Origin of the sequence: Brucella sp. TWI432 (assembly GCF_039674445.1) — a bacterium.
Lineage (GTDB): Bacteria > Pseudomonadota > Alphaproteobacteria > Rhizobiales > Rhizobiaceae > Brucella > Brucella chromiisoli.
Map to the genome: position 1 here is coordinate 21,286 of NZ_JBDJNL010000002.1, position 25,767 is coordinate 47,052.

The following is a 25,767-nucleotide window of genomic DNA, read 5'->3' on the forward strand; positions in this document are numbered from 1 at the left end:
TCAGCCAAAAGCAGCTTGCTTCGGCGTGTTTTCGGAAAGCAGGAAATTAACTTCACGGATGTTTTCAATGTTTTTCTCGAAAGGAAGTATACCGTAAATTTCCGGATCGGCGGTCACATCAAAAAGCGCTGTATATCCATTGCGCAGGTAAAGCTCTTTTGCTTCCGGCTGTCTGAAGCCGGTTGTCAGATAAACGCGCTTGTAACCCTGCCGATGCGCCTGCGCTTCCAGTTCTTGAAGCACTTTTTTTGCCAGTCCCTGACGACGCAGATCGCTATGGGTCCAGATACGCTTAAACTCTGCTGTTACGTCATCATAGCGCATGAATGCGCCGCCACCAATTGTCTGGCCGTCACGAAGCAACAGCAGAAAATTACCATATGGCGGTGCAAAGACTTCCGGCGGATATTTATTCATTTCCGCGGCAGCACCTGCTTCACTGAAATAGGTGCCGTAGCGCGTATCATACTCAAACGTCAGTGCTTCAATGAGTGGTACTGCACGACTATCTGACGTTGATGTATAGAGAAACTCATCTGCCATGATGGAACATCCATAGTAAGGAAATCTGCAGTTTCAGATCAGAGAGGCTTCGGTCAGCCGAACCCAGAACAGAGAAGCTGGCAGCAGGATTTCATCGTTGAAGTTGTAATTGGGGCTGTGCAGACTTGCACTGTCGCCATTGCCGACAAAAAAATATGTCCCCGGCTTTTGCTCAAGCATAAAGGCAAAATCCTCGCTCGCTGTGCGTGGACGAAACGCCTCAATAACGGTGCCGTTGGAGAAGGTGCTCAGAGCGAGCTGTCGCGCAAACTCCGTTTCAGCTTTTGCATTAATCAATGCAGGAAAACCCCATTGATAATTCACATCCGCAACCGCGCCAAAGCTTTCCGCCTGCGATCGTGCGACTGCTTCGATGCGTCGTCGCAACTCTTCACGCACGCTTTGCGAGAACGAGCGAATGGTAATACCAAGATCAACATGTTCGGGAATGACATTGAGTGCGTCACCACCATGAATGGAGGCCACGGTTATCACTCCCATATCAAGCGGGTCCAGATTGCGTGCGACCACTGTTTGCAGTGCCAGAACAATCGATGAGGCAACCACAACCGGGTCAATTGATTTGTGGGGTTCCGCGCCATGGCCACCGCGACCGTTGACTCGAATTCTTGCACGATCGACCGATGCCATTGCAGGACCGCTTACAAAGCCAAATTTTCCGGCAGGCACGCCCGGCCAGTTATGAAGGCCATAAATGGCATTGCATGGAAAGCGATCAAACAGACCGTCCTCAATCATGCGGCGGGCACCCGCACCAATTTCTTCGGCTGGCTGGAAAATCACATTCAATGTGCCGGAAAAGCGACCGGACTCTGCAAGATATCGCGCTGCAGCGAGCAGAATACTCGTATGTCCATCATGGCCGCATGCATGCATGACCCCGGAAACAGTGCTTGCATAATCGAGACCTGTTGCTTCAGAAATTGGCAGGGCATCCATATCGGCGCGGATGCCAATGGCCTTGGAGGAATTACCGCGCTTCAATGTGCCGACCACCCCTCGACCGCCAATACCGGTCGTAACATCATAGCCCCACTGGCGCAGGTAATCTGCAACCAGAGTGGATGTGCGCTTTTCCTTGAAGGCCAGTTCCGGGTGCGCATGAATGTCGTGACGCAAAGCGATAAATTCGCCGATAAACGAGGCAAGCCCTGCTTCGATTTCGAGCTTTCTGTTCACGTCTGCCGACTGCTGAATATTCATGCGGCGCCTTTTTGGGGGCTTGTGCTATCACTGTTTTCAGCAGGCTTTGAATAGCGGCTGCCAGGATGTTCAAGTCCCAGATTTCCTCGCAGCGTATCGTGGCGGAGCGTGCCTTCGTGATATCCGCGTTCTTGTAGAACCGGCAGCACATGCTGAATGAAATCATCAAGCCCTTCGGCAATCACCGGGAAACCGAGAATGAAGCCATCAGCGGCTTTCTGTTTTTTCCAAAGGATGATCTCGTCTGCAATTTTCCCTGCCGTGCCGATAAAAGGGGTACGCGGTGTTGCAACATTCAGAGCGACTTCGCGTAAGGTCAGCTTGTTTTCGGCGGCGTCACGCTTTATGCGATCCGTTGTCGAACGGAAGCTGTTTTTGCCAACATCACCAAGATCAGGAAAAGGCGCATCAAGATCATAAGCGGTGAAGTCATGGTGATCAAAGAAGCGTCCGAGATACGAAAGCGCTTCGTTGACACTGACCAGATTGCGGATTGCCTGATATTTTTCCTCAGCTTCTGCATCAGTACGGCCAACTATAGGGCCGATACCGGGGAAAATTCCGACATCATCTTGTGCACGTCCATGTGCAACGGCGCTGGCTTTGATCTGCGCATAAAATGTCTGGCTGTCTTTGATCGTGCCTGTATTGGTAAAGACCGCATCAGCATGCTTTCCAGCAAGTCCAACACCTGCTTCAGACGCTCCCGCCTGAAAAATAACAGGCTGTCCTTGTGGCGAACGCTGGATATTCAGAGGACCTTCTACCGAGAAGAAGCGGCCCTTGTGGTCAAGGCGGTGAAAGCCTTCGGGCTTATAAAACTGTCCAGTCTCGCGGTCCCGGACAAAAGCATCGTCATCCCATGAATCCCAAAGCGCTTTGGTTACGTCGAGATATTCATCGGCAATTTCATAGCGCAATGCATGGTCAGGATGCGGCTTGCCATAATTGCGGCCCGATCCTTCCAGCGGTGAGGTTACGACATTCCACCCGGCGCGGCCGCCTGAAATAAGATCAAGCGATGCGAATTGGCGCGCCACAGTAAACGGATCACTGTAAGACGTCGAAACAGTGCCTGCGAGGCCAAGGCGTTTGGTATTCGCTGCAAGCGCAGAGAGGATCGTCAAAGGCTCGAAGCGATTGAGAAAATGCGGTATTGAGATTTCGTTGATGTAGAGCCCATCTGCAATGAAGGCAAAGCTAATGCCTGCCTCCTCAGCCTTGCGTGCGGTATCAATGAAAAACTGGAGATTTACGCTGGCATCCGCAGGTCCGGATGGATGTTTCCAGGCATTCATATGTCCGCCTGCACCTTGCAGCATCACGCCGAATTTAATCTGCTTGGAACCCACTTCAAACTCTCCTTTTAACAAGAGCATTTCCAGATATGAACGAAACTTTCAAAGCACTTTATCTGTTCGTTTTTGCGCACATAGTTTCTCAAAGCCGTCTCAGACTTATAGGCGTGCGCTTGTGTGCTCCCGGGCCTCAGGCAGCAATGGCCAGCTGCACTTCGGCAAGGGCTTTAATGGCAGCTATTCTTTGTTCTTGAGACACCGCGGGGAATTCGAGCACAAACTCGTTCACCCCATGTTGTGCGTGCAGTACATCAAGCTTCTGCTTCACCTGTTCAGGCGAGCCCGCAAGAATGCTTGGCTGCTTTTCTTCGATATGATAATCGCTTTCGCCTGCCTGACGCGCAAACTCCACCGCAGCTTCAGGCGTTCCTACTGAAACGGACGTTCCGGAAGCCAGATGGATCTTGAAAATCCGGATCTTCGCCAGAGCGGCATCAACCTGATCTTTGCTTTGCGCAACAACTGCGCCCAGCGCCAGAACTGGCACTTTTCCGGTCGCATTGCGATATGCATCGAAGGTCTTTTGCAGGTTTGCCGTGTCACCGTTGAGATGCCCTGCATAGACAAAATCCCAACCGGAACGGGCAGCGAGAAGCGCGCTATCGGGGCTCGCACCGAGTAAAAATTTCTCCGCAGGCGTGAGTGGTTTAGGCGTTGCAGCAAGTCCTTCAAAAGGACCAGAGATAATCTTGTCGCCCCCCAGAAAAGCACTGAGCTGTTCAAGCTTGTCGTTAAAATCGAGCCGACTTGCACGATCAATTTCCTGCTGCAAAGCTTTGGTCGACAATGGAAGGCCCCCGGGAGCCTTGCCGACACCCAAATCAATCCGTCCTGGCGCGAGAGCGGACAGAAGATTGAAGTTCTCAGCAACTTTATAAGGGCTGTAGTGTTGAAGCATAACCCCGCCGGAGCCAATTCTGATGTGCTTCGTCAATGCCAGAATATAGGCAGCCAACACCTCTGGCGAAGGTCCAGCAAGCTCGTCGGCATGATGATGTTCAGCGACCCAGAAACGCTTGTAACCGGCACGTTCCGCAGCCTGGACATAGGCCACGGTATTGGCCAGAGCAGTTTCTGCATTCCCTGTTGGGGCAACAGGGCTTTTGTCGAGAATACTTAACGCATATGACATCTGAGCAACCGCTTTCATTAAGAAGCTGGAACAATCTGAATCTTTATCGGCAAAACTGCTCCATAGCTCCGCCAAGAACGGTGCTTATGTTAGGAACGGCCAATAATAATTTCCCGGTTTCCCACCAAAATTGCAAAGCTCAGGCGACCTAATTCGTCGGTGATTTGGTAATTTTATTTCTTCGTGACGGATTTTATTAAAACCTGAATCGCAGGAACCAGGCTTCCCATGAATATGTTACACGATAATGAGATCCAGAAATAAGGTCGTATAGTCCCTATAAAAACTTTGCGGCAGAACCTTTCTTTTGAAGATTTCGCCGTGGCTTTGGTTGATGAAATTGAAAACCCTGTTCACATTCGGATAACTTTGTCACAGCCGATGACTTTCAGATAGGTGAAATCGGTCTGCCACATCTCATTCGCGGTTACCCCATCCCCGATCATGATTTTTTGACCAGGTGGTTTTCCAGCGTGGCATCGGTCAATGCCTCCTTCAGGTCACGGCCTTCACGATGCAGTGCCTTAACCTCGTCACTGGTCCCGAACGGGTAGTATCACCGGCAAGACATTTCTTGCTCGCTTCAAGGAATTCTTTCGATCAGCTATAATAAAGACTCTCGGCGAGCCCTCCACGGCGATATTGTCTTCACCGCGCACCCTTCAAGTACGATACGGATTTTATCTTCAGCTGAATAGCGGTTACGCGTCGCGCACCGTATATTCTTGATCGTCTTCCTCGCGGAAGACGTTTGCGGAACGGTGTTCTGCCTCATCTTTATCATCGCTTTGCATCGGCAATATTACCGACTCATCCGCAACGCATAAACTGCTGCATATTCAAACAGGTGCATGATCAGGGCCAGTCGGCATAGGTTGCATTCGCTACCGCAACTTCTTTCTGCAAGCGTGAAGCCACGCGAAACCGGCTCGGGGCCTGGTTCATCCCCTTGTGGAAAAAACGGCTGAAATTATTGGCATCTGTAAAGCCACATGCATAAGCTATTGCTGAAATAGATTCATCCGTGCGTTCCAGCCGCATAACAGCCTCACGCAGCAACCGCTGATGCACAAGCTGCAACGGTGTTCGCCCCAGCTTTCGCTGACAAATACCGTATAAGCGATCATATCCTATCTCCAGAAGCTTGGCATAATCAGCGATGGAGAGATGATGTCGAAAGTGCAATTCAACCAGCCTACGAAAAGCCCGCAACTGCTCCACCTCACTCACACTGTTATGTTTTGCCTGGCTGTTATGTTTTGAATGTATGTCGTCTGGCCTCTCGCGCCACAGAGCAATCAGCATCAAGCGTATCCAGGCAACGATTGCGATCTGCGAACCGGCAAGCCCTGCATTCACCTCCCTCTCTATATTGCGCGCAAGCATCATATATGTCTCAGCCATATGATCTTGAGACGGATGAAAAACTCCATTTTCTTCAAAAAGCTCTCGCAGCATGATCGATTCCGCACTGCGGCCAACCAATTCATCGGCAATGGTTTGCGGGATGGTGAAGATATAGCCCATTGATCCGGGGCCAAAAAACACAAGACTGCGGTGTGTGTTTTGAAACAACCAGACCATTGGAGCGGCATATGTCAGTCTATCCTGCTCCGCGTTCTCAAAATGCAGCTCTCCCGATGAGAGTAAAATAAGACATGTCTGCAACGCATCATCATTTGCAGCCAGACGGCGCGATATTCCACGCAATGTCGGATCAATTTTCTCAGCCTTAATCATCGGGCCGCGCTGATCAATTATAGATGCCTGGTGCATGTCTTTAGCCGTTATATCCATCACACCCAAACAGCCGGAAATTGATATATTTTTACAAGATTATGATATTCCTTATCAAAGGTAAATCATGATTATACTGTTGATGTGCGTGCACCTAAGCGGGAAACCGTATCAGACTGGGAGGGTCTGGTTGCACGAAACGCGTGAGGAGGATGAATGACCTACAATGCGCGACAGCGTCCGCCTTGCATGAGCTTTCTGCAAGGTGAGATCGGTATGTTTGATCGTATAGATCCCGTCTTGGGAACGGTCGCCTATTCGGCACCTGATTGCACAGCGCCGATGCAGTCTGTGCTGCAAACTCTGCTGCGCGCGCCTTTTCTGACTGGTCGAAAACTGCCCCTCAAGAACGCCGCCATATCCTGATGGCCACTGCAAAACTGATTGGCCAATATCAAGATCGAATAACATCACTCATGATGGCCGAAATCGGCGCAACGCATGAATGGATTGCGATCAATATTCGATTGGCCCAAGAGCATTTTGAAGAAGCAGCCGCTCTGACCACACAGTCTGCGGGCCGCGTCACCCAAGACATGAAGGCGTTTTCTTTTCGCGAACCGGTCGGTGTTTGCTTAGCGATTGCACCATGGAATGCGCCGCTTGTGCTTGCCTCGCGCGCTGTCGCAACCGCACTGGCACTTGGCAATTCTGTCGTGCTGAAAGCCTCTGAACTTTCGCCGGGCACGCATCTGCTGATCGGTGAAATTCTAACCAAAGCCGGCCTGCCGGAAGGTGTGTTGAATATTGTCACCCACCGATCTGATAATGCATCGCAGATCATGGAGACGCTCATCTCTCTGGAAGCTGTGCGCCGTATCAATTTTACCGGATCAACCCGTGTCGGACGTTTGATTGCAGAAATGTCAGCGCGTCACTTGAAGCGCTGCTTGCTGGAATTAGGTGGCAAAGCACCCTTCATCGTATTGGATGATGCAAACTTGGAACTGGCGGCCGAAGCCGCCGCTTTTGGCGCTTTCATGAATCAGGGCCAAGTGTGCATGTCCACTGACCGGATCATCGTGCTGGATGCCGTAGCGGATCGCTTTGTTGAGATGCTTGTTGAAAAATCCAGAAAATTGCGCGCCGGAGATCCGCGAAGCGGCAAATGGGCGCTTGGTCCGCTCGTGAGCGAGCAGGTCGCAAGACGGCTTTCAGAGCTGATAGTGGATGCAGAGAAAAAAGGGGCCGATATTGTCTGCGGCGGTCAGGCGAATGGTGTTTTCATGGACGCAACCGTGATCGACCATGTTGTGCCGGGAATGGCCGTCTATGCAGAAGAATGCTTTGGGCCGATTGCAACAATTTGCCGGGCATCATCAGAAAAAGAGGCCATTTTTATCGCCAATGATACTGAATATGGTCTTTCAGGCGCAGTTTTTGGCCGCGACATTCAGCGTGCCATGCAGGTCGCTCGCCAGATCGATGTCGGCATTTGCCACATCAATACAACCACGCTTCATGACCGTGCCGACATGCCCTTTGGCGGCGTAAAAGCAAGTGGTTACGGACGTTTTGGTGGCCTTGCGGCCATTGATGAATTTACCGAAACCCGTTGGATTACTGTCAATTCCCGCGCTGAACACACACTTTGGGACCCTCATTCCTGAGCAAAACAATCAATCTGGCTACACCATATTGGCTGCCCAGTCCTGACAAGAAGGATGATAAACATGATGTTATTTGGTAAAAAGATCGTCGTGACCGGTGTCGCGAGCGGAATAGGACAACGCACGGCAGAGCTTGCTCTCCACCTCGGCGCCGAAGTGATCGGCATTGACAGAGCCAAACCAGAACAGCGTTTTGGTGAGTTTTTAGCCGGCGATCTTGGCACGTTCGATGGTGTTAAAGCCATTATCGATGCAATACCGGATGGTTTTGACGCATTGTGCAATATCGCGGGCGTATCCGGGCAGACAGGTGCCGCACACACTTTGGCAGTTAACTTTTTCGGTCTGCGCGCCCTCTCAGAAGGTCTCGCTCCGAAAATGCGTGAAGGTGGCTCCATTGTAAATGTCGCCTCAATCGCTGGGTATGGCTGGCGCTCAAATGTCAGCCGCGCCAAGGGCATTGCGCACAGTCAAGGCTTTCCCGATCCTGCGAAGATCGTCGCTGAATATGAAATTCCGAACGATGCCGGTTATCCGGTTTCAAAGGAAGCGCTGCTCGTTTGGAACCAGCTTGCTGCACATGATCCGCAATTCCGCTCACGCGGAATCCGCGTCAATGCCGTATCTCCGGGGCCAGTCACCACGCCAATTCTTACCCAATTCCGCGACACGTTGGGAGATTCGAGGGTCAATGCCGATATAGACCGGGTTGGTCGCGCCGGAACTGCCGGTGATATTGCCCCGGTTATTCTGTTTCTTTGTTCAGATGCCGCACGTTGGGTAACAGGTGCCAATATTCCGACGGATGGTGGACTTGAAGCATCTGTAAATACCGAATTCTTTGGGCTTTGAAGGAGGCAAAACCAATGAAAATAGACCTTTTGATCAATGGTGCCGCGCTAAAGGCAACAGGAAATCGTAGTTTTGAACGCCGTGATCCGGTGACAAACCAAGTCGCAACAACCGCGGCAGCCGCCTCGGTTGAGGATGCATTGGCAGCGGTTGCGGCTGCGGCTGAAGCATTTCCTGCATGGTCGCAAACTCTGGTGGGTGAACGGCGCAAACTGCTCAACCGTGCCGCTGATATTATGGACGCGAAAGCACCTGAATTCATCGCCGCCGCAATCGCAGAAACCGGCGCAACCGCCCCCTGGATCGGCTTCAATGTCACACTTGCAGCCAATATCCTGCGCGAAGCGGCATCGATCGTCACCCAGATCGGTGGTGAAGTGATCCCGTCAAACAAGCCCGGCACCCTTGCAATGGCAGTCAATCGTCCCAAAGGCGTGTGTCTCGGCATCGCCCCATGGAATGCGCCTGTCATTCTTGGTACGCGTGCAGTTGCCATGGCGGTTGCCTGTGGGAATACTGTTGTTCTGAAATCGTCAGAACTCTGCCCTGCCACCCATCATCTGATCGGCAGCTGCTTTGCTGAGGCTGGTTTTCCGACAGGTGTTGTGAATGTGATCTCCAATGCGCCGGAAGATGCGGCTGTGCTCGTTGAAGCCTTAATCCGCGCGCCGGCTGTGCGCCACGTTAATTTCACCGGCTCCACAAAAGTTGGTCGTATCATCGGCCGTCTTGCGGGTGAAGAACTAAAGCCCGCCCTGCTTGAACTGGGTGGCAAGGCACCATTTGTTGTCCTTGCTGACGCAGATATTGATGCAGCAGTCAATGCGGCTGTTTTTGGTTGTTTCATGAACCAGGGCCAGATTTGCATGTCAACGGAACGCTTGATCGTCGATGCCAGCATTGCCGATGAATTTGCAAGCCGTTTGGCCGCGCGCGCGGCTCAGCTGCCTGCGGGCAATCCACGCGAACATGTGGTTCTGGGTGGCCTGTGCACTCCGGGCGCTGGCGAAAAAATGGATGAGCTGATTGCTGATGCCGTTTCAAAGGGTGGCAAGCTGCTGGCAGGGGGCACCCGTAATGGTGCCATCGTGAGCGCAACATTGATTGACCATGTTACGCCAGAAATGCGAATTTATTCTGAAGAGAGCTTTGGCCCTGTTAAGCCGATCATCCGTGTTAATGGTGATGCAGAAGCCATTTCTGTGGCAAATGACTCAGAATATGGTCTCTCTTCCGCGGTCTTCTCGCATGATCTGCAAAGAGCCATGGCGATGGCCAATCAAATTGATACGGGCATTTGCCATATTAACGGCCCGACCGTTGGAGATGAAGCACAAATGCCATTTGGCGGCGTCAAAAATTCCGGCTACGGCCGCTTTGGTGGCAAGGCTGGCATCGCAGAATTTACTGATCTGCGCTGGTTGACGGTTGAAGATCCGAAACAGCATTATCCATTTTAAGCATAAAGCGGCAGTTTCATCTGCCGCATGAAAAAATGCCGGGAGCCATGTGGTTCCGGGAGTCTGTCTCTAAATTTCAGCAGGCTTCATATGTGCGAATGTCTGGATATACTTGTGTTGTCAATTCCGTAAAGATCTGAAAGGGCGACTGGCTGTCATTGGCGCAGTCGTATGGTCGACAACGATACCGCGTTCGGCTAGGCCGTGCACTTATAAATAGTCTAGCTATTTGAATGGATTAGTGATTCAAAGGTTTCGGATTTGGAGGTCTTTGATGTCACGTCGCCGCTATGAACTTACAGAACGCGAATGGTCGATTATTGCGCCGCTGTTGCCATGCAAACCGCGTGGTGTGCCCCGCGTCGATGATCGCATGGTACTCAATGGCATTCTATGGCGCTTCCGCACAGGATCGTCATGGTCTGAAATCCCTGAGCGCTATGGTGTTGCAACGACTTGCTACAACCGGTTCGTTCGTTGGCGACGTGCTGGTGTCTGGGATCGACTGCTGGAGGCCGTCTCTCAAGCCTATGACGGTGATATTGTGATGATCGACAGTACCTGTGTCCGCGTTCACCAGCACGGGGCCACAGGAAAAAAGGGGATGCCGACGATGGTTGCATGGGACGTTCCCGTGGCGGCCTCACAAGCAAAATCCACGCGATTGTTGATGCAGAAGGCCGTCCGATCAATCTTTGCCTGACAGGTGGACAGGCCGCTGATTGTTCACAGGCTGAGGGGCTCTTAGAATGCATCAAAGAAGGCGGCACGCTGCTTGCGGACAAAGCATACGATACCGATACGATCCGGAAGACCGCAGCGGAACGGAAAATCTGGGCCAATATTCCTCCCAAATCAAACCGTAAGGACGTATTTGCGTTCTCGCCATGGGTCTATCGCCAGAGAAACTTGGTCGAGCGCTTCTTTAACCGCCTCAAGCACTATCGCGGCATTGCAACACGTTACGACAAAAACCCGGCCAATTTCCTGGCTGCTGTCAAACTCATCGCTGTCCGCATCTGGTGCATCAGTTTATGAGTCTACGCCGTAGAATTTGGCTGGGGCAACTTTCCAAGAAGGAAGAAAAATGACGTGCTGCAACGCTCGCAGCAGCGGCGTTGGAAGGGGCTTGATAACAGTAAGAATAAGCGGGTGAACATAGCCCCGACCGGCGCCTAATGGATCGCCGGGCGGTGCCAATCCTCTCGCTAAAGTTCTTTCACTTAAGCATTCTTTTCAAAACATCATCCTTTTTGTAGAATTGATGCCAAAGTGCAGCCAGAGCATGTATGCCAGCGACAATAAGAATGAAATTCGCAAGAAATTCGTGAACTTCCTTCACCGTTCCAGCGAGATCTCTATTTGGAACCAAAAACTGAGGAATAGTGAAGATTCCAAAGAAAGAAAGTTCGTTGCCTCTAAGCTCGGCAAGCCAAATGCCTATTACAGGGATCAAAACTAGAAGAGCATAAAGCAGGTGATGTGCGAATTTCGCTGCGGTTTTCTCCAGCGGCGACATCGTATCAGGCAGTGCGGGTGTGCCTATCGAAACTCTGGTGATAATCCTCCAGACCACAAAGGCGAGCAGCAGAAGCCCAACGGAAATATGCAACCACCATATAGTGCCACGTTCCGGAGATCCCCGAGGATAAAAATCCTCACCGAAAGTTATGAGATAGGCAAAAAGGACGAGAAAAAATACTGACCAGTGCAGAAACTTCTGAACCGGTGTGTATGCAGAGCGTGACATAGGAAGCCCCCAGTTTCGAATAGTTCTATTTTTGCTCAAATTACGGCAATCTTTTGTCTATTTATAATTGGGAAGAGAACGAAATTCCAGACGCAGACAGATCTATGCTGAAAGCCAGAAAAGGCTGGTTGGTGTGATGGTTCTTGGCAGGCATCCGGCCGACCGATTGGGGAGGGTGTATCATGTGACGTGAAGTGACAGGCCCTGCTAAACGACAATCACGAAACAATAATGCCAGTTGCCGTGAGGGCTATTTCAGTCGCTTAGCGTTTGAAGGTGTAATCTGACAATGTGTTCCTTGGCTAAGATCATAGTATACTGCCGCATCCAGTTGAATGGGCGAGGGGAGATGTCCCATTGGAAGTCATTACACGAATGTAGCCTTGGAAACTGATCCCCAATTCAAGGGAGGGGCCTATCCAAATGTTCTGAGTAAAGCCTGCGAGTGGAGGGGTTGCTCCCTCAGCAGTTCGATCAATCGACGTAATCACCTTGTAAAAAAATAAAGTTCAAATAAAAAACAGGCACTTGAGTTTTTCAGAGAGAGAGTCTATCCACACCAACACGTTGGGGCGTAGCCAAGCGGTAAGGCACCGGTTTTTGGTACCGGCATTCCCTGGTTCGAATCCAGGCGCCCCAGCCATGAGTCACAAGAAAAATCATACGCATATTGATTTTTCTTCTCTTTCCACACAGGTGGAGTTCTTCAATATTCTCATATTCGCCGGATGTGCACTTAACTGTGGCACAGAGCTATGACACATGCTGATTCGCTTTCGCCGCCAGTCTTGAGAATCAACACCTTCCGCACATCCGAAAATTTCGATGCTTTCCTATTCTCTGGTCCTGCTCACCGCCTGACGTAGGATCGTAAGAGTTTGCGGTTCGGTAAATGTGCTTGTCCTCATAGAAATCTCCTCAATCATATTGCCGAGAGAATTTTACTTTTAAACCTCATTAATTCCCGTGGTAATTTACCGACCCACTATCAGCGTGTGCGTGCTCTGAAATAATCCGGTGATTCCATACATACCCCATCAAAGATGCAGCATCTCCCGGTGAAACCAATATTCTGTCGAAGAATGTATTAAATTCTCGCAACATACCTATCTGCTCGCTTGAAAGGGAATAATCGTTTGTTCTATAAGTATAACGCACGCCTTCTTTGAAAAGATTAGATATATGCGCGATGTCTTTGGTTTTGATGATGTTTATTTCAATCATCATTGACACCTTGTTATCGCTGCTAAATTTTTCCAGATATTTTCTACGCAAAACGTTTGTCATCCAGAGTTGTGTAACAGATCCCGAACTTGTGACGGAGCTTTTATGGATACGATGGTTATACAATGATGCGTTGAGGTAATGGAACTTGCCTTTTCCGATGGCTCGCAATGCAAGATCCCAATCCTGCACTCCTGAATAATTATTATCACATCCTCCAAGCTCCAAGTAGAACTGCCGTCGGATAACCTTTAAATGGGAAGCCACCATTCCAAGTAAAATATCGTTTTCGATTGAAGCCGAGGGCGCAAGCCACGGATATCCGCCGTAATTAAAGCGTGATATAAGCTTTCCGTTTTCGTCTACATGATCCTTATCGGTAAAAATATAATCTGCAGACGTTTCAGATATTATGCCAGATACCCTATCAATAACTGTATTCGAAACATAATCATCACAGTCTACAAAGGCGATATATTTTCCTTTACATTGCATAACTGCCAAATTTTGTGTAATCGATATACCATAGTTTTCATCATTTTGAAAAACTTTATAAGGTATTGACCCAGTATCCATGCCACATAGAGCATCAATTACGCCAACCTCATTAGATCGGTCATCGACAACAATGACCTCATACGGAATTTTGGTCTTTTGATGGATAAGGGAGTCGATACATTGCTTCAAGTAAGCTCTGTGGTTGAAGACTGGAACGACAAACGAGATAAGGGGATCGATATCCTTTAAAGACCCGCTCTCCTTTTTTAAAGTGACGCTTGGTTTCGAGCAATCAGCAGGGCTTTGTTGTTTCTGGCTTTCCGCTGAAACATGTCTTTTGGTAGAGATTTGTTTTTTTTGTTCGTCGGGCAGTCTGCTGCCTCGATAGAATTTCTGATGCCATTCGTTTGATGCGGTCGCAAACTTTGGAAATTGAGCCGCGAAGCGTTTGTCCAGTATTTCGGATGCCTGTAGCCAAGATTCCCCCATTTTATTGAGCGATCTTGTCATGCCGTTACCGTGTAAGCGATAAATGACACCTATAAACGGGCAGTAAATAAAACCATTCCACAGCTTGCCGGCTAGCGTAGACCAAAAAACCCAATCTTCTTTTCCATAAAGCTCTTCTTCAAAAAGCAGGCCCTCGAAAATAGAACGATGAAATAATCCGCAATGAATCGGTATTGAAAATCCGCGTTCCCATCCAAAAAGGAAGCTTTCAAGTGTAAATGGAAATCGGTTTATCGAATGCGTTTCATCCTGCAGTTCCCCCATCCACTCGTTCGAAATATAATAGCCGCATATAGAAACGAGCCTGTCTCCGGAGTGCTGCAACTGCCCTACCTGACGCTGGATTTTTCCAGGCAACAAAACATCATCGCAATCAAGGAATTGGATATATGTACCTTTGGCTTCATAAATGCCGGCATTTCTCGCCGAAGAAAGCCCACCGTTTTCTTTGTGAATAATCCGAACTCGTGGGTCGAGATTTTGGGCTTGATTGCAGTAATGGTTTGCATGCCCTTCAGTACTGCCATCATTGACGACAAGCACCTCAATATCCCCTTCATAAGCGGACAGCGCTGATTGCACAGCCGATTGTAGATATTTCCCTTGATTATAATAAGGAATAATCACGCTAACAGTGGTCATGTTATTACTATGCTCTTTCATATCCAGGAATTTCTGCAAGAGCTTTAAGATAGGATTGCTTATTATGACGGCTGTGTGCCAGTTTAATAAGCCGCTCCGTTCGTTTATTAGCTTCTATCTGATCGTGAAATACTTGTCTTAATGCGTGTGCATAATCTGCAGCTGGAGCATACTTATCTATAGGCCAACCCGTCTCAGAGCTTACAAGCTCTCCAACTCCACCAACATTAGAAGCAACAATCGGATAGCCTAAATAGGACGCCTCAATGAGAGCATTGGGCATGCCTTCTTCTCGCGAGGTGAAAAGGAAGACGTTACCTTTGCCCACAGCATCCCATTCAGTGGGGCTTGTATATGGTCCGCACAAGCTTATATTGCTTCGCTCTCTAAGTTGAACTTCGTAATCCCCATCGACAACCGAGCCGCCAAAAACTTGAAAATCACAAAAATCCTCTGTTAATTCTGCAATTGCCGCAAGCAAATCGGGTCTTTTCTGCCTATCCAAACGTCCAGCCCAATGAACTGTAAGCCTTGAGTTAGCCTTTTTCGTAATAAGACGGGTATTTAATAAATCTAGCGATGCATCTATACTTATAGTCAGATCGAGCTTTGATTGATTGTAAACCACTTTAAATTTACTGGCTTGATCTCCGATTCCTAATCGGAGAGGGCCTTCAACAGCAAACATGTGGTTATCTGTGACAATGCAGTCAATTTTATCGATATTCTCCGGAAGAAAATCCCGGCCGTATCCTATGATTTTCGTGTCATCGGTGGAATCAAACTGCAAGCAAAAAACACTCGCTATCATGTTTATTTCCGATATAAACGCATCGGGAACTCGTTTCAGAAGATTGTATGCTAATATTGAATTGACAATATGAAATGTTTTCAGCGGTAGCGTGCGCAATAGCAGGAATAGATAATCCTCACGCGTATTTATGTCTGCTGCTTCAGCCCTCAAATCAACCACCATTATATTGCTTGGAAGTTTTGGTGTTTTTCGGTTTGGACCGTTGTCAGTCAAAATGATTATTACCGAACCATCAGAGTTACCTTCGGCATAAGCCTTCGCGTAGTCTAGTGCTACGGATTCAGCTCCACCTCCTGCATAAAAATTAATTGCTAGAACCAGATTAACCGGTCCGAACTCTTTCATAAAAGAAATAATTTTATCCAATAGCATTAAGGGCAGCGTTGTCTGGTTACTCCAAAAAGGACCTGAAGCCAGGTAATCGTTTGCAGATATGCTATCCTTCGTTGCGGCTTGATTAAGTCTCCTAGCTTCTCTGAACTGCCTTAACTTAGCAGGAAGCTGCCCCCTAACAGTCCAAATGAATAGCTTTATGCTTCGCTTAATAAATTTGCTTAGTAATGGGTACTTATCAAGTGTGCTGTTAAGTTTTTTAACAGCACGCCAAGAAAGGCTGTTCTCGATCGCCTGTAAACGTGAAACTGCTTGTACCGCCCGCTGTTCTTGCGTCGCCCCCCAAGCAGCACTGTTTGAGAGGCTTTCTCTGAAGCTGAATTCTTGATCGGCTATCTTCTTAATCAAAATATCCACAACGGACTGTAGGCTTTCATTTTCGAGAACCAACCGCATATCGTCGTGTTTGTCGTCTGGGATTTGTTCTTCCGAATGATTACGCATCCCGTGTCCTTGCTCTGATCTTTGCCTTCATTGCCAATCCTCCCGCTTTTTATTGTATTGGCAACCAATAGCTACTGCCGTATTCGGTTTGCACGTCCTATGTCATATGATTATGGCTGCACAACGTTGCGTTGGTTGAAAATTGCTTTCAAAAAAAGGCGTATGAGAAAGGCATTATAATGTATGAAATATGGCTCGCTTCTGATGAAGCTTGAACAAGCACCTCAAATTCATTGCTGTGAAAGCCGCCAATTATCCACTAATGTTTCTATTTTCTGCTGGGCTTCTGCTATCATTGGGGAATATCGCGCGTTTTCGAAGCCCCAAAGAGTTGACGTTGCATCTTCCTTATGTCCAGCAATAAACGGCAAGGCCACAACGACCCGAAGTTCTTTCTGACGCTCCAAATATCTGTCAATTGTATTCGTGACAGCATCGGTATCGAGGGGGGACCACTGTGACAAGAGTTTCAACGCGCTTTTATTATATACATTGAAAACAGTACTGGTCATTTTGTCGATGGTGACATAGGTACGTCCACCAAACTGATCAACAGATAAAACCTCTGCATTGGGATGAACATCAGCCATCAAACCCGAAAAAATATCCCAGTTCTCTTTCCGTGTGTCGAGGTATTCGTTTAGCTCATGAAGTATGCTATTAAAATCGTCTGGAAGGTCAGCATCATCTTCGATGATCGTCAGCCGATCTATTTTATTTGTGAGCGCATAGCGCGATAAGGCGTTAAAACTGCTACCACAGCCGATCCAGCCCAAATTGTGTCGGATACCGTCAAACAATTCGCAACCATCCGGCAGCGATTTAACCAGTGCGTTGCGCCGCTCTATTGTTTCCGGCAACGAGAGGGCGAGAAAAGCACTTTCCCGAGCTAAATATATCGGTCTATCAAGAATAACATTGGCTGGAACAACCCCAATGGCCACCAAAAAGCGATCGAACATAAAGTTGAAACGCGCCGCGCTGGCCGACACCGCACCTGCAACAGCCTTGCTTATCATTTCAATATTATTCAGCATCTCTGACGCGTGAGCCATCATGCTATCAATTGAGCCCTCCTCGAAAAATGTTATCGCACCTTCGAGTTCTGGATATTGGCTCTGGTCATTGGTGCCTTCAGAAAGAACTGGCACGCCTAATGAAATACACTCGCATATGCGGGGCATCTCTAACAAAGCACCCTCATAGTAATGAATGTTGATGACAGCCTTGGCTTCCTGAATAGTTTCATAAAGTTCGCGACCAAACAAATCATTGCAGAGTTTTACGGTATATTTCTCTTGAAGCGTTTTGAGAAATTCACGTCTTCTTTCGCTGCTCAAACTATCGCCATAAAAAATAAAATCATATTTTTTGGGTGTCGTATTGCCGCCGAATGTCTCGTCTTGCGATGCCCCTATAGGCAGATAATGCACGTTAGGATATTTCAATCCATTCTTTGAAAGAAAATCAATATTTTCCAGAGAATATTCCAAAACACCTAGAGAGCTTGTGAGTGTTTTCAAATATTCTTTAGTGAACCACCTTGAACTTACCGATTGCTCAAGCTGAAAGATGACACGTTTGTGTGCCGGTGGAAGACGTTTGAACATTTGAGCGCACAGAACGACATAAAAATCATGATTAAAACTCTTTATAGAGCCCATCAAGATTTCACTTTCGATCCCGTGAACTGCCAGACGATCAGCTATTGTGCGCGCTATAAATAAGGTATGCGGGGTGCACAAAATGCCCCACACAACGCCGTTTCCATTTGTGAGCCGCCGCCGCAATTTTACATGAGAATATTCTCGCCCATACCACTTCAGGCGGTTCGCCAGCCCTGAAAAATCTCCGCGAGCCAGATAGCGCAACGCATTGGTTAACTGTCTGAAACGGCTAGAGAATTTTGACATAGTTATACGACACTCTCCAATGGAAATGAAAAATCGCACACCGGAAGATTCCAGCGCTAACAGTTACTTGCACACGCTGCATATATAGAGGGCAAGCGTAATCCACTTTAAATGCCAAATGAGTTTTTAGCATTACCAAATGGCACGCCAAGGCACACTACCTTTTATTTCTATTCGATACGTTTTGGATTTTAGAAATGCAGACGCAATCCTATCACTCGCCGAAGTAGGATTGGAGAACCTCGTCAGGCGGCCCATCCATTTTAACCTTCCCGTGTTCAAGCCAAATGACTCGGTTACAGTTCTTTTTCATCAATTCTTTTGAGTGGCTTGCTAGAACGAGTATTTTAGTTGAATCAACAAGCTCGCGCATACGCTCATTTGCTCGCTCTTTAAAATCCTCATCACCGGTTGAAAGCCATTCATCCATTATCAGGATTTCAGGTCGAACAGCCGTTGAAGTCGCAAACGCCAACCTCAACTGCATTCCCGAAGAGTAAGTACGGAACGGAACATCCAAAAACTCTCCAAGGCCCGAAAAATCCGCGATCTGGTCAAATTTTTCAGAAATTTCTTCAGGTGGCATACCCATCATCGCGGAGCGTAGACGAATATTCTCTTTTCCAGTCGCATCTGGGTCTATTCCGAGATTAATGTTAATCAATGAAACGCAGTGGCCATTGATAACCGCGCTTCCGTGTGTTGGGGTATATATCCCCGACAAGACACGAAGTAATGTGGTTTTCCCGGACCCATTGTGACCGATCAGTCCGACCCGGTCCCCATCCTTGAAAGTCATCGAAACATCATCCAGGCCACGCACAATGACCAGACGGTCGCTGCGTCTTTCAATTTTGCCGCCAGTTGCGATGCTTAGGACTCGGTTTTTAAGTGAACGACTTGTCGAATTATAGATTGGAAACTCGACGCTAACATTCTGAAGGTGAATTAAACTCATTTTCTACAACCAGTACGCTATGCGCCAACGATATCGTCCAAAAAACACGATTGCGGCTATCCAACCGAATATCGCGCATGCAAAGCCAAAGGTCCAATCCAGCAGAGATGGGGGCGAGCCGAATAACGGAGCCCTCACAAGTTCGATAAAGTGATAGAATGGGTTCAATTCAATGAATGCTTTGGATACATGATCGGGCAGAATTTTAACCATCCACATGATTGGCGTAGCATAGAACAAAACTTGCAGAATGTTTGTGACCACCTGAGTCATGTCACGAAATCTGGCGCAAAGAATAGCCAGAATGAGCATCATCCAAGCTAGATTTAAACACAAAAGAAGAAACCCTGGAATTGCCCATAGCGCATTAAGGCTAATCATTTTACCCAAAATCAGAAGAAGAACAGGAAAAATAACGATGTTATGAGCAAAGATTATTACATTCCTCCATATAGCCCGCATTACATGCGTAAATAGAGGCATTCGAACTTGCAAAATTATGCCGTCCGATGAAGTAAATGTTGTGCACCCTTCGCTTAAGCACGTTGATATAAATCCCCAAGTGATAACACCTGCACACAGATACGGCAAAAACTCACGCATCTCACTTTGAAAAAGCGTTCCAAAGATAAGTCCAAGCGCGCCAATGAATACGGCCATGTTCAAAGTCAGCCAGAAAGCACCGACACGGGAACGGCGATACCGTTGAGCCACGTCTTGCCATCCGAATATTAAAGCCAGTCGATATTTTGACAGAGCTTCCGAGATATCACGAAGAGCGACCCTAGCCCCCTTTGTTGGCTCGGCGATCACAACCTCATGGGTTGCATTTGTTATAGAAATGTCGGTACTCATGATTTTATCTGGGCCAATCTTCTATTCGTCACGACTGCCACTTTCTCGAATAATCTTTTTACCAATGCGTTATAGCGTAATTGAAGAAATAGCGCTCTTGAGTCAACTCCGTGGTTATCAATGAATAAGGCCCTTTTGTGGTCTTGTTCTGCATCTATGATAGGTGCCCTTTAAACCGCCACGGTTTTGCCGGATGCTCCAACTTCTGAAAAAGTGGGATCGGTATGAGCAAGACAGCGAATAAATTTTCATCTGAAGTCCGCCAACGTGCCATCCGTATGGTGCATGAAGAAATTTCGAAGCCGTTGAATTCGTCACCCTCGAGTGGGCTGATTGGGTCAACCACCGGCATCTTGTTGAGCCCATTGGAAATATTCCCCCAGTGGAAGCTGAACAGCGAGGCTGCGCCATGCTGGGCGAGCCAGCCATGGCAGCATAAGTTAAACCAAACAGCTTCCGGTAAACCCCATGCAGTCAACAAGTGCACTCTGGAAAAAATTAAAATAATTTTAGACCATTTATATAGAAAAACTTAACTGCGGACTGGATGAAAACACTTATGTGCCACAGACCTTTTTTTGAGGCGTGGCCGCCCGTGTGCACTACCCGTATTGTAGGGACGTAAGCAGTGTCGGCGATTTCGCCAGATCTCAAGGCAAGATCGAAATCTTCAAAATACAGGAAGAAATTATTACTAAAACCGCCTGTATTTCTTAAGGTAGTACTCCTGAAAAACATGAAGCACCCGCTTACAATTGAAGGATTCCAATAGACGGCGTCTTGTGTTTCAGCTTGCATCTCGTATCGTGCTAATCTGGCTGAAAAAAGCGAGCGTATCTTTTGGGGTGCGAACCCTCTCAGTATTAAATCAAAGACAGTCGGATAACGCTTACAAAGGTATTGTCTTTGCCCATTTGGCCATGATGCGTGTGGGCTCAGTAGTCCACAACGTTCATTGGCTCTCATGAACTCTATTGCATTTACTAGCGCATCTGGATCAAGTTGAATGTCCGGATTGAGAATGAGGTGAAATTCACCTATGTGCTGAATGGCAATATTGTGAGCTCGACCAAAGCCCACGTTGCCTTGCCCATGAACTAATTTAATTGGCAAGTCGGAATAGTTGCGGAGTAGAAATGAGCTAACCTCATTGCTGACAGAATTGTCTACAATTGTGATCATGAAGGATTCATCTGCGAGCCCATTGAGTGCTATTTTCAGGCTATTCAGTGTTTTTTTAAGTTCAGAAAAATCAGGATTAAACGTAACAATTGAAATAGTCAGCAATGATTGCTTATTGGTTGATTGATCTGTAGCTGAAACGCTCTTAATCATTCTTCTAATTCTCAGTTCATTAGGTATGGTTCGGCTTTGAAATTAATACGATAAGCTGAAGGGGTTAATTGCCATATAGATAGTTTATCACTCCATCACGGTCCGACTGTCGTCAAAGCGACGCCATCATTTTGATCATAGTAAGCGTCTATATGAACAATGTGAGACAAGTAAGATGCTAGAAAGTGAAATCGCATGAAGGGAATTATTCTAGCTGGTGGCAGTGGTACAAGGCTGTACCCTTTAACTATCGCCGTCTCCAAGCAGATTCTGCCAATCTATGACAAGCCAATGATCTATTACCCGCTGAGCGTTCTTATGCTCGCAGGGATTCAGGATATCCTCATCATTTCCACACCGCATGATTTGCCGCTTTTCCAGAAGCTTCTTGGTGATGGAAGTGAATTCGGCGTAAACTTTTCTTATGCCGCACAGGACCATCCTAATGGGCTCGCAGAAGCGTTTATTATTGGTCGCGAATTCATCGGCGATGACAGTGTAGCCATGATTCTTGGTGACAACATCTATTTCGGTGATGGACTTTCACAGCTGTCGCGTCTCTCTGCGAATCCTATGAAAGGCGGGACAGTTTTCGCTTATCGCGTTGATGATCCTCAGCGTTATGGTGTTGTCGAATTCGATAACAAGACGGGACAAGCTATATCAATTGAAGAGAAGCCGGAAAAGCCTAAGTCTCATTGGGCTGTTACGGGTCTTTATTTCTATGATAATCAGGTCGTCGATATCGCACGTTCGATCAAACCATCTGCTCGTGGTGAGCTTGAGATCACAACGGTGAATAACGTGTATCTCGAACGTGGGGAGTTGAACGTCCAGCGTTTTGGGCGGGGATATGCTTGGCTCGATACCGGGACGCATGACAGCCTCCATGAAGCTTCTTCATTTGTTCAAACCATTGAAAAACGACAGGGCATCAAGATCGCTTGCCCTGAAGAAATTGGGCTGGATAAAGGTTGGCTGAGCAGTGAAGCTGTGTTGGAGCGCGCAGCGAAGCTTGGCAAGACTGAATATGCTGCTTACTTGCGTCGCCGTGTCGATGAGTTAGGAAAAGATTAATGGAAATCCGCTCTTTAGGTTTAGACGGTGTTTTTGAGATAATTCCACGAAAATTCGGTGACGATCGCGGTTTTTTTTCCGAAACATACAAGGCTAAAGCTCTCGCAGAGGCCGGCATCAATCTGAGTTTCGTTCAGGACAATCACTCCTATTCTGCTGCAAAAGGTGTGGTTCGTGGGTTGCACTATCAACTGCCACCTTTTGCTCAAGATAAGCTGGTGCGCGTTATTCGCGGTGCAATTCTCGATGTTGTAGTCGATATTCGTAAAAAATTGCCGACCTTTGGCAAATGGGTATCACTGGAAGTCTCGGCGGAGAAATGGAACCAAATTCTCGTACCCAAGGGCTTTGCTCACGGGTTTATAACACTCACTGAAGATACTGAGGTCGTTTATAAGGTCACAGAATATTACGCACCGGAGTATGACCGTTCGATCTACTTTGCTGATCCAGCTATTGGCATCGACTGGGCTGCTCCTACAATTAGTGTGCAATTATCCGATAAGGATAAAAAAGCCCCACTTCTCGCTGATGCTGAAGTTTTTGCTTGAGGGATAATATGAATATTCTTGTTACGGGTGGTGCTGGCTTTATCGGTTCAGCAGTTTGCCGCCATCTCGCAGCCGATCCTAAGGTCAATGTCATCAATCTCGATAAACTAACCTATGCGGGGAATCTGGCTTCACTGCGACAGATTGAAAATCATCCGAACTACAGCTTCCTTCAGGCTGATATTTGCGACGACACGAGCGTGCTCGAAGCTTTGCGCGCCCACGAAATTGACATCGTCATGCATCTGGCAGCGGAAAGCCACGTCGATCGATCAATCGATGGGCCTGGTGCATTCATCGAAACGAATATTGTTGGGACGTTCCGTCTTTTGAATGCAGCACTCGCCTATTGGCGCGAGTTGCCAGAGCCGCGCAAATCGGGCTTCCGTTTTCACCATATTTCGACGGATGAAGTATTTGGCGATCTGCCGTTCGATAGCGGCATCTTCACGGAAGAAACACCCTATCAACCGTCCTCGCCTTATTCGGCTTCGAAGGCAGCCTCCGATCATCTGGTGCGGGCTTGGCATGAGACTTACGGGCTACCGGTTGTGCTGTCCAATTGCTCGAACAATTATGGGCCGTTCCATTTCCCTGAAAAGCTGATCCCACTTGTTATTCTCAACGCGCTCGATGAAAAGCCGCTGCCCGTTTACGGGGCCGGGGCGAATGTGCGTGACTGGCTATATGTCGAGGATCATGCGCGTGCTCTGGCATTGGTTGCGACCACTGGTAAGCTGGGCGAAAGCTACAATATCGGCGGGCGTGCAGAGCGCACCAATCTTAATGTGGTGGAAACGATTTGCGCCATTCTCGACAAGAAACGGCCTCGCGCAAACGGCAAGAGCTACGCTGACCTGATAACCTTCGTGACGGATCGACCCGGCCACGACCGCCGCTATGCGATTGATGCGTCGAAGATCGAGCGTGAACTTGGCTGGAAGCCTAAGGAGAGCTTTGAGACCGGGCTGGAAAAAACCATTGAATGGTATCTCGATAACGCATGGTGGTGGGAGCCAATCCGCAGCGGTACCTATGCTGGTGAGCGTCTGGGCAGCACGTCAGCAAAAGAGGCCAAGGCATGAAAATCCTCGTCACCGGGCGGGAAGGGCAGGTTGTCCAGAGCCTTCTTGAGAAGGCAGCTCAACGACCCGATCTGGAAGTGATTGCGTTGAGTCGCCCGGAACTGGATTTGGCAAAGCCGGACACCGTGCATCGTGCCATTGAGGCGATCAAGCCCGACCTCGTTGTTTCCGCTGCGGCCTACACAGCGGTCGATCTGGCTGAGGATGAGCCTGAATTGGCTCTTGCGGTAAATGCAATTGGCGCACAATCAGTTGCTGAAGCGGCAAAGGCCTGTGGCGCCCCTGTTATTCATATTTCGACGGATTATGTTTTTGCGGGCGACGCGGACGAACCCTATGTTGAAACGGACGTCACCGGATCTCGCAGCGTCTATGGAAGCTCCAAGCTTGAAGGTGAGCATCTCGTTGCGCAAACGAATCCACGCCACATCATATTGCGGACAGCTTGGGTCTATAGTCCGTTCGGCAAAAACTTCGTCAAGACGATGCTGAAGCTTGCAGAGACGCGAGATACTCTTTCGGTTGTTTCCGATCAATGGGGCAATCCGACAAGTGCGGTCGATATCGCTGACGCAATTATTCAGGTGGCGGATCATTTGGCGGCAACGCCGGACTTTTCCGCTTTTGGTGTTTATCATCTGGTGGGTACCGGCGACACAAACTGGAGCGACTTTGCACGGGCAATATTTAATGAAAGTGCCAAGCTCGGTGGGCCAACCGCCTCCGTTATTGATATTGCTACGTCCGACTATCCAACCAAAGCTGTGCGGCCTGCCAATTCACGCTTATCGACCGCAAAATTCCAGAAAGTGTTCAACTGGTCTGCACCGCATTGGCAAGTGTCATTACGGAATGTTGTAGCTAAATTGGTTTAGCATCAAAGTAGCATGGTAATCCCACCTTTAATAATGGAGGGGGGCCGGTATCTTTCTGTGCGAACGCAATATAAGTGAGAAACTCGCAGAAAAAATTCGTAACGAGATTAGGTATATTCATATATTTAAATAATTTAATAAATTATGGTTTTGTTTATTCTTATTCCTAATCCGTGTGCTATTTGTATTGGAAATTGAATTCCAGATTTTTTGAATTTAGATCGCAAACGTGCAAGTGCTGCGTCTAAACTCCTACTATCTGGATTCATCTCACCATCAGAGAACAAATTACTGATTTCGTCTCTCCTAACGGTTCTGCCTGAATTCGATATGAGATATTCAAACATTAATGCCTCACGGCCAGATAGTATCACTTTTTGATTTTTGGAATTATATAATGCTCTTTCATAAATACTAAAACGAAGTATATCCTCCTCATCCGACTTTTGTTCTCGCAATTTAGTACGGGTCCGCTTCGCGAGGTTATTAATCGCAAGTCCGAGTTCTTCCCCGTCAACAGGCTTTGTCATATACAAATCCGCACCTCTACTATAGCCATCTATACGGTCTTCGCGTGCGGTTCGAGCCGTTAGCATAATGATTCCGATAGTATTCAGTGATGAAAGCTCCCCTACTATATCGAAGCCACTGGTATCGGGCAGATTGGCGTCGACCACTGCGACATCAAAAGTTCCCTTGTTCAACGCCTTGTAGAACTCTAGTCCAGAAGCTACTTCCGTCACAATCATCTGGCGTAGTCTCAAATAATCAGCGAGACTTTGGCTCAAATCAAGGTCATCCTCTACGAGAATAATTTGCAAGGATTGTTTATCTGGTGCGGATAGCGTCATTCGCCTGTATCAGTTT

At 48.0% G+C, this 25,767-nt stretch carries 21 protein-coding genes, 1 tRNA gene and 3 pseudogenes; 11 read left to right on the forward strand and 14 right to left on the reverse strand.

Going from position 1 to position 25,767, the window contains the following annotated elements; translation table 11 throughout:
* From ABE527_RS05215 to ABE527_RS05240, 6 genes and pseudogenes are all read right to left on the reverse strand, one after another.
* Complete coding sequence (locus ABE527_RS05215; RefSeq protein ID WP_499696343.1) at positions 1-543, reverse strand: GNAT family N-acetyltransferase; 543 nt, start codon at positions 541-543, stop codon at positions 1-3.
* A gap of 33 nt (positions 544-576) precedes the next feature.
* Positions 577-1,767, reverse strand: a complete 1,191-nt coding sequence (locus ABE527_RS05220; protein ID WP_499696344.1) for a M20 aminoacylase family protein — start codon at positions 1,765-1,767, stop codon at positions 577-579.
* Entirely contained in the window at positions 1,764-3,089 is a 1,326-nt protein-coding gene (locus ABE527_RS05225; RefSeq protein ID WP_499696508.1) for an LLM class flavin-dependent oxidoreductase, read from the reverse strand. Before ABE527_RS05225 ends, ABE527_RS05220 begins: the two co-directional genes overlap by 4 nt.
* Positions 3,090-3,255: 166 nt before the next feature.
* On the reverse strand, positions 3,256-4,257 hold the full coding sequence (locus ABE527_RS05230; protein WP_499695492.1) for an MsnO8 family LLM class oxidoreductase: 1,002 nt from the start codon (positions 4,255-4,257) through the stop codon (positions 3,256-3,258).
* Positions 4,258-4,680: 423 nt separating this feature from the next.
* A pseudogene (locus tag ABE527_RS05235) lies at positions 4,681-5,032 on the reverse strand (transposase); the annotation flags it as partial.
* 80 nt (positions 5,033-5,112) lie between these two features.
* Entirely contained in the window at positions 5,113-5,784 is a 672-nt protein-coding gene (locus tag ABE527_RS05240; protein ID WP_499696345.1) for a helix-turn-helix transcriptional regulator, read from the reverse strand.
* Positions 5,785-6,210: 426 nt separating this feature from the next.
* Here ABE527_RS05240 and ABE527_RS05245 point away from each other — a divergent pair, with 426 nt between their 5' ends.
* The 5 genes and pseudogenes from ABE527_RS05245 to ABE527_RS05265 all read left to right on the forward strand — a co-directional run bounded on the left by ABE527_RS05245 (position 6,211) and on the right by ABE527_RS05265 (position 11,014).
* The gene (locus ABE527_RS05245; RefSeq protein WP_499696517.1) at positions 6,211-6,420 is read left to right on the forward strand and encodes a hypothetical protein; all 210 of its coding nucleotides are present in this window, start codon (positions 6,211-6,213) and stop codon (positions 6,418-6,420) included.
* A complete protein-coding gene (locus tag ABE527_RS05250) occupies positions 6,324-7,664 on the forward strand; it encodes an aldehyde dehydrogenase family protein (protein ID WP_499696346.1) in 1,341 nt (446 codons plus the stop codon). The genes ABE527_RS05245 and ABE527_RS05250 overlap by 97 nt, the downstream gene beginning before the upstream one ends.
* 66 nt (positions 7,665-7,730) lie before the next feature.
* Positions 7,731-8,516, forward strand: coding sequence for a coniferyl-alcohol dehydrogenase (locus tag ABE527_RS05255; RefSeq protein WP_499695497.1), 786 nt, complete (start codon positions 7,731-7,733; stop codon positions 8,514-8,516).
* A 14-nt stretch (positions 8,517-8,530) separates the two neighbouring features.
* A complete protein-coding gene (locus ABE527_RS05260) occupies positions 8,531-9,976 on the forward strand; it encodes an aldehyde dehydrogenase (protein WP_499696347.1) in 1,446 nt (481 codons plus the stop codon).
* A 274-nt stretch (positions 9,977-10,250) separates the two neighbouring features.
* Positions 10,251-11,014, forward strand: a pseudogene (locus ABE527_RS05265) (IS5 family transposase).
* A gap of 181 nt (positions 11,015-11,195) precedes the next feature.
* Here the strand turns inward: ABE527_RS05265 and ABE527_RS05270 are convergent.
* Entirely contained in the window at positions 11,196-11,726 is a 531-nt protein-coding gene (locus tag ABE527_RS05270; RefSeq protein WP_499696348.1) for a cytochrome b, read from the reverse strand.
* 568 nt (positions 11,727-12,294) lie between these two features.
* Between ABE527_RS05270 and ABE527_RS05275 the strand changes: the two genes are divergently transcribed.
* A tRNA-Gln gene (locus ABE527_RS05275) sits at positions 12,295-12,369 on the forward strand.
* A gap of 314 nt (positions 12,370-12,683) precedes the next feature.
* On the opposite strand, the gene ABE527_RS05280 is transcribed toward ABE527_RS05275, so the two are convergent.
* The 5 genes from ABE527_RS05280 to ABE527_RS05300 all read right to left on the reverse strand — a co-directional run bounded on the left by ABE527_RS05280 (position 12,684) and on the right by ABE527_RS05300 (position 19,977).
* Entirely contained in the window at positions 12,684-14,600 is a 1,917-nt protein-coding gene (locus ABE527_RS05280; RefSeq protein ID WP_499693925.1) for a glycosyltransferase family 2 protein, read from the reverse strand.
* 7 nt (positions 14,601-14,607) lie between these two features.
* A complete protein-coding gene (locus ABE527_RS05285; protein WP_499696349.1) occupies positions 14,608-16,251 on the reverse strand; it encodes a glycosyltransferase in 1,644 nt (547 codons plus the stop codon).
* 230 nt (positions 16,252-16,481) lie between these two features.
* Entirely contained in the window at positions 16,482-18,164 is a 1,683-nt protein-coding gene (locus ABE527_RS05290) for a methyltransferase type 11 (protein WP_499696350.1), read from the reverse strand.
* A 214-nt stretch (positions 18,165-18,378) separates the two neighbouring features.
* Positions 18,379-19,122, reverse strand: coding sequence for an ABC transporter ATP-binding protein (locus ABE527_RS05295; protein WP_499693922.1), 744 nt, complete (start codon positions 19,120-19,122; stop codon positions 18,379-18,381).
* 3 nt (positions 19,123-19,125) lie between these two features.
* Positions 19,126-19,977 (reverse strand): ABC transporter permease, encoded by an 852-nt coding sequence (locus tag ABE527_RS05300; RefSeq protein WP_499696351.1) that lies wholly within the window; start codon positions 19,975-19,977, stop codon positions 19,126-19,128.
* A 289-nt stretch (positions 19,978-20,266) separates the two neighbouring features.
* Between ABE527_RS05300 and ABE527_RS05305 the strand changes: the two are divergent.
* A pseudogene (locus ABE527_RS05305) lies at positions 20,267-20,416 on the forward strand (IS3 family transposase); the annotation flags it as partial.
* Between the two features lie 59 nt (positions 20,417-20,475).
* Here the strand turns inward: ABE527_RS05305 and ABE527_RS05310 are convergent.
* Positions 20,476-21,312 carry a glycosyltransferase gene (locus ABE527_RS05310; RefSeq protein ID WP_499696352.1) on the reverse strand — a complete coding sequence of 279 codons (837 nt, stop codon included), beginning with the start codon at positions 21,310-21,312 and terminating at the stop codon, positions 20,476-20,478.
* Positions 21,313-21,507: 195 nt separating this feature from the next.
* Between ABE527_RS05310 and rfbA the strand changes: the two genes are divergently transcribed.
* The 4 genes from rfbA to rfbD are packed head-to-tail and all read left to right on the forward strand — an operon-like array spanning position 21,508 to position 24,900.
* The gene (gene rfbA / locus ABE527_RS05315; protein ID WP_499693919.1) at positions 21,508-22,389 is read left to right on the forward strand and encodes a glucose-1-phosphate thymidylyltransferase RfbA; all 882 of its coding nucleotides are present in this window, start codon (positions 21,508-21,510) and stop codon (positions 22,387-22,389) included.
* Complete coding sequence (gene rfbC / locus ABE527_RS05320; protein ID WP_499693918.1) at positions 22,389-22,940, forward strand: dTDP-4-dehydrorhamnose 3,5-epimerase; 552 nt, start codon at positions 22,389-22,391, stop codon at positions 22,938-22,940. The genes rfbA and rfbC overlap by 1 nt, the downstream gene beginning before the upstream one ends.
* 8 nt (positions 22,941-22,948) lie before the next feature.
* Positions 22,949-24,025, forward strand: coding sequence for a dTDP-glucose 4,6-dehydratase (gene rfbB, locus ABE527_RS05325; protein ID WP_499693917.1), 1,077 nt, complete (start codon positions 22,949-22,951; stop codon positions 24,023-24,025).
* Positions 24,022-24,900: a dTDP-4-dehydrorhamnose reductase gene (rfbD, locus tag ABE527_RS05330; RefSeq protein ID WP_499696353.1), complete on the forward strand. Its 879-nt coding sequence runs from the start codon at positions 24,022-24,024 to the stop codon at positions 24,898-24,900. The genes rfbB and rfbD overlap by 4 nt, the downstream gene beginning before the upstream one ends.
* A gap of 134 nt (positions 24,901-25,034) precedes the next feature.
* Here rfbD and ABE527_RS05335 read toward each other — a convergent pair whose 3' ends face one another.
* Positions 25,035-25,751 carry a response regulator transcription factor gene (locus ABE527_RS05335; protein WP_499693915.1) on the reverse strand — a complete coding sequence of 239 codons (717 nt, stop codon included), beginning with the start codon at positions 25,749-25,751 and terminating at the stop codon, positions 25,035-25,037.
* Positions 25,752-25,767: the final 16 nt, after the last annotated feature.

Coding starts and splice junctions, on each gene's coding strand:
- ABE527_RS05215 (WP_499696343.1), bottom strand. CDS start 543: ATGGCAGATGAGTTTCTCTATACATCAACGTCAGATAGTCGTGCAGTA.
- ABE527_RS05220 (WP_499696344.1), bottom strand. CDS start 1,767: ATGAATATTCAGCAGTCGGCAGACGTGAACAGAAAGCTCGAAATCGAA.
- ABE527_RS05225 (WP_499696508.1), bottom strand. CDS start 3,089: ATGCTGCAAGGTGCAGGCGGACATATGAATGCCTGGAAACATCCATCC.
- ABE527_RS05230 (WP_499695492.1), bottom strand. CDS start 4,257: ATGTCATATGCGTTAAGTATTCTCGACAAAAGCCCTGTTGCCCCAACA.
- ABE527_RS05240 (WP_499696345.1), bottom strand. CDS start 5,784: ATGGGCTATATCTTCACCATCCCGCAAACCATTGCCGATGAATTGGTT.
- ABE527_RS05245 (WP_499696517.1), top strand. CDS start 6,211: ATGACCTACAATGCGCGACAGCGTCCGCCTTGCATGAGCTTTCTGCAA.
- ABE527_RS05255 (WP_499695497.1), top strand. CDS start 7,731: ATGTTATTTGGTAAAAAGATCGTCGTGACCGGTGTCGCGAGCGGAATA.
- ABE527_RS05260 (WP_499696347.1), top strand. CDS start 8,531: ATGAAAATAGACCTTTTGATCAATGGTGCCGCGCTAAAGGCAACAGGA.
- ABE527_RS05270 (WP_499696348.1), bottom strand. CDS start 11,726: ATGTCACGCTCTGCATACACACCGGTTCAGAAGTTTCTGCACTGGTCA.
- ABE527_RS05280 (WP_499693925.1), bottom strand. CDS start 14,600: ATGACCACTGTTAGCGTGATTATTCCTTATTATAATCAAGGGAAATAT.
- ABE527_RS05285 (WP_499696349.1), bottom strand. CDS start 16,251: ATGCGTAATCATTCGGAAGAACAAATCCCAGACGACAAACACGACGAT.
- ABE527_RS05290 (WP_499696350.1), bottom strand. CDS start 18,164: ATGTCAAAATTCTCTAGCCGTTTCAGACAGTTAACCAATGCGTTGCGC.
- ABE527_RS05295 (WP_499693922.1), bottom strand. CDS start 19,122: ATGAGTTTAATTCACCTTCAGAATGTTAGCGTCGAGTTTCCAATCTAT.
- ABE527_RS05300 (WP_499696351.1), bottom strand. CDS start 19,977: ATGAGTACCGACATTTCTATAACAAATGCAACCCATGAGGTTGTGATC.
- ABE527_RS05310 (WP_499696352.1), bottom strand. CDS start 21,312: ATGATTAAGAGCGTTTCAGCTACAGATCAATCAACCAATAAGCAATCA.
- rfbA (WP_499693919.1), top strand. CDS start 21,508: ATGAAGGGAATTATTCTAGCTGGTGGCAGTGGTACAAGGCTGTACCCT.
- rfbC (WP_499693918.1), top strand. CDS start 22,389: ATGGAAATCCGCTCTTTAGGTTTAGACGGTGTTTTTGAGATAATTCCA.
- rfbB (WP_499693917.1), top strand. CDS start 22,949: ATGAATATTCTTGTTACGGGTGGTGCTGGCTTTATCGGTTCAGCAGTT.
- rfbD (WP_499696353.1), top strand. CDS start 24,022: ATGAAAATCCTCGTCACCGGGCGGGAAGGGCAGGTTGTCCAGAGCCTT.
- ABE527_RS05335 (WP_499693915.1), bottom strand. CDS start 25,751: ATGACGCTATCCGCACCAGATAAACAATCCTTGCAAATTATTCTCGTA.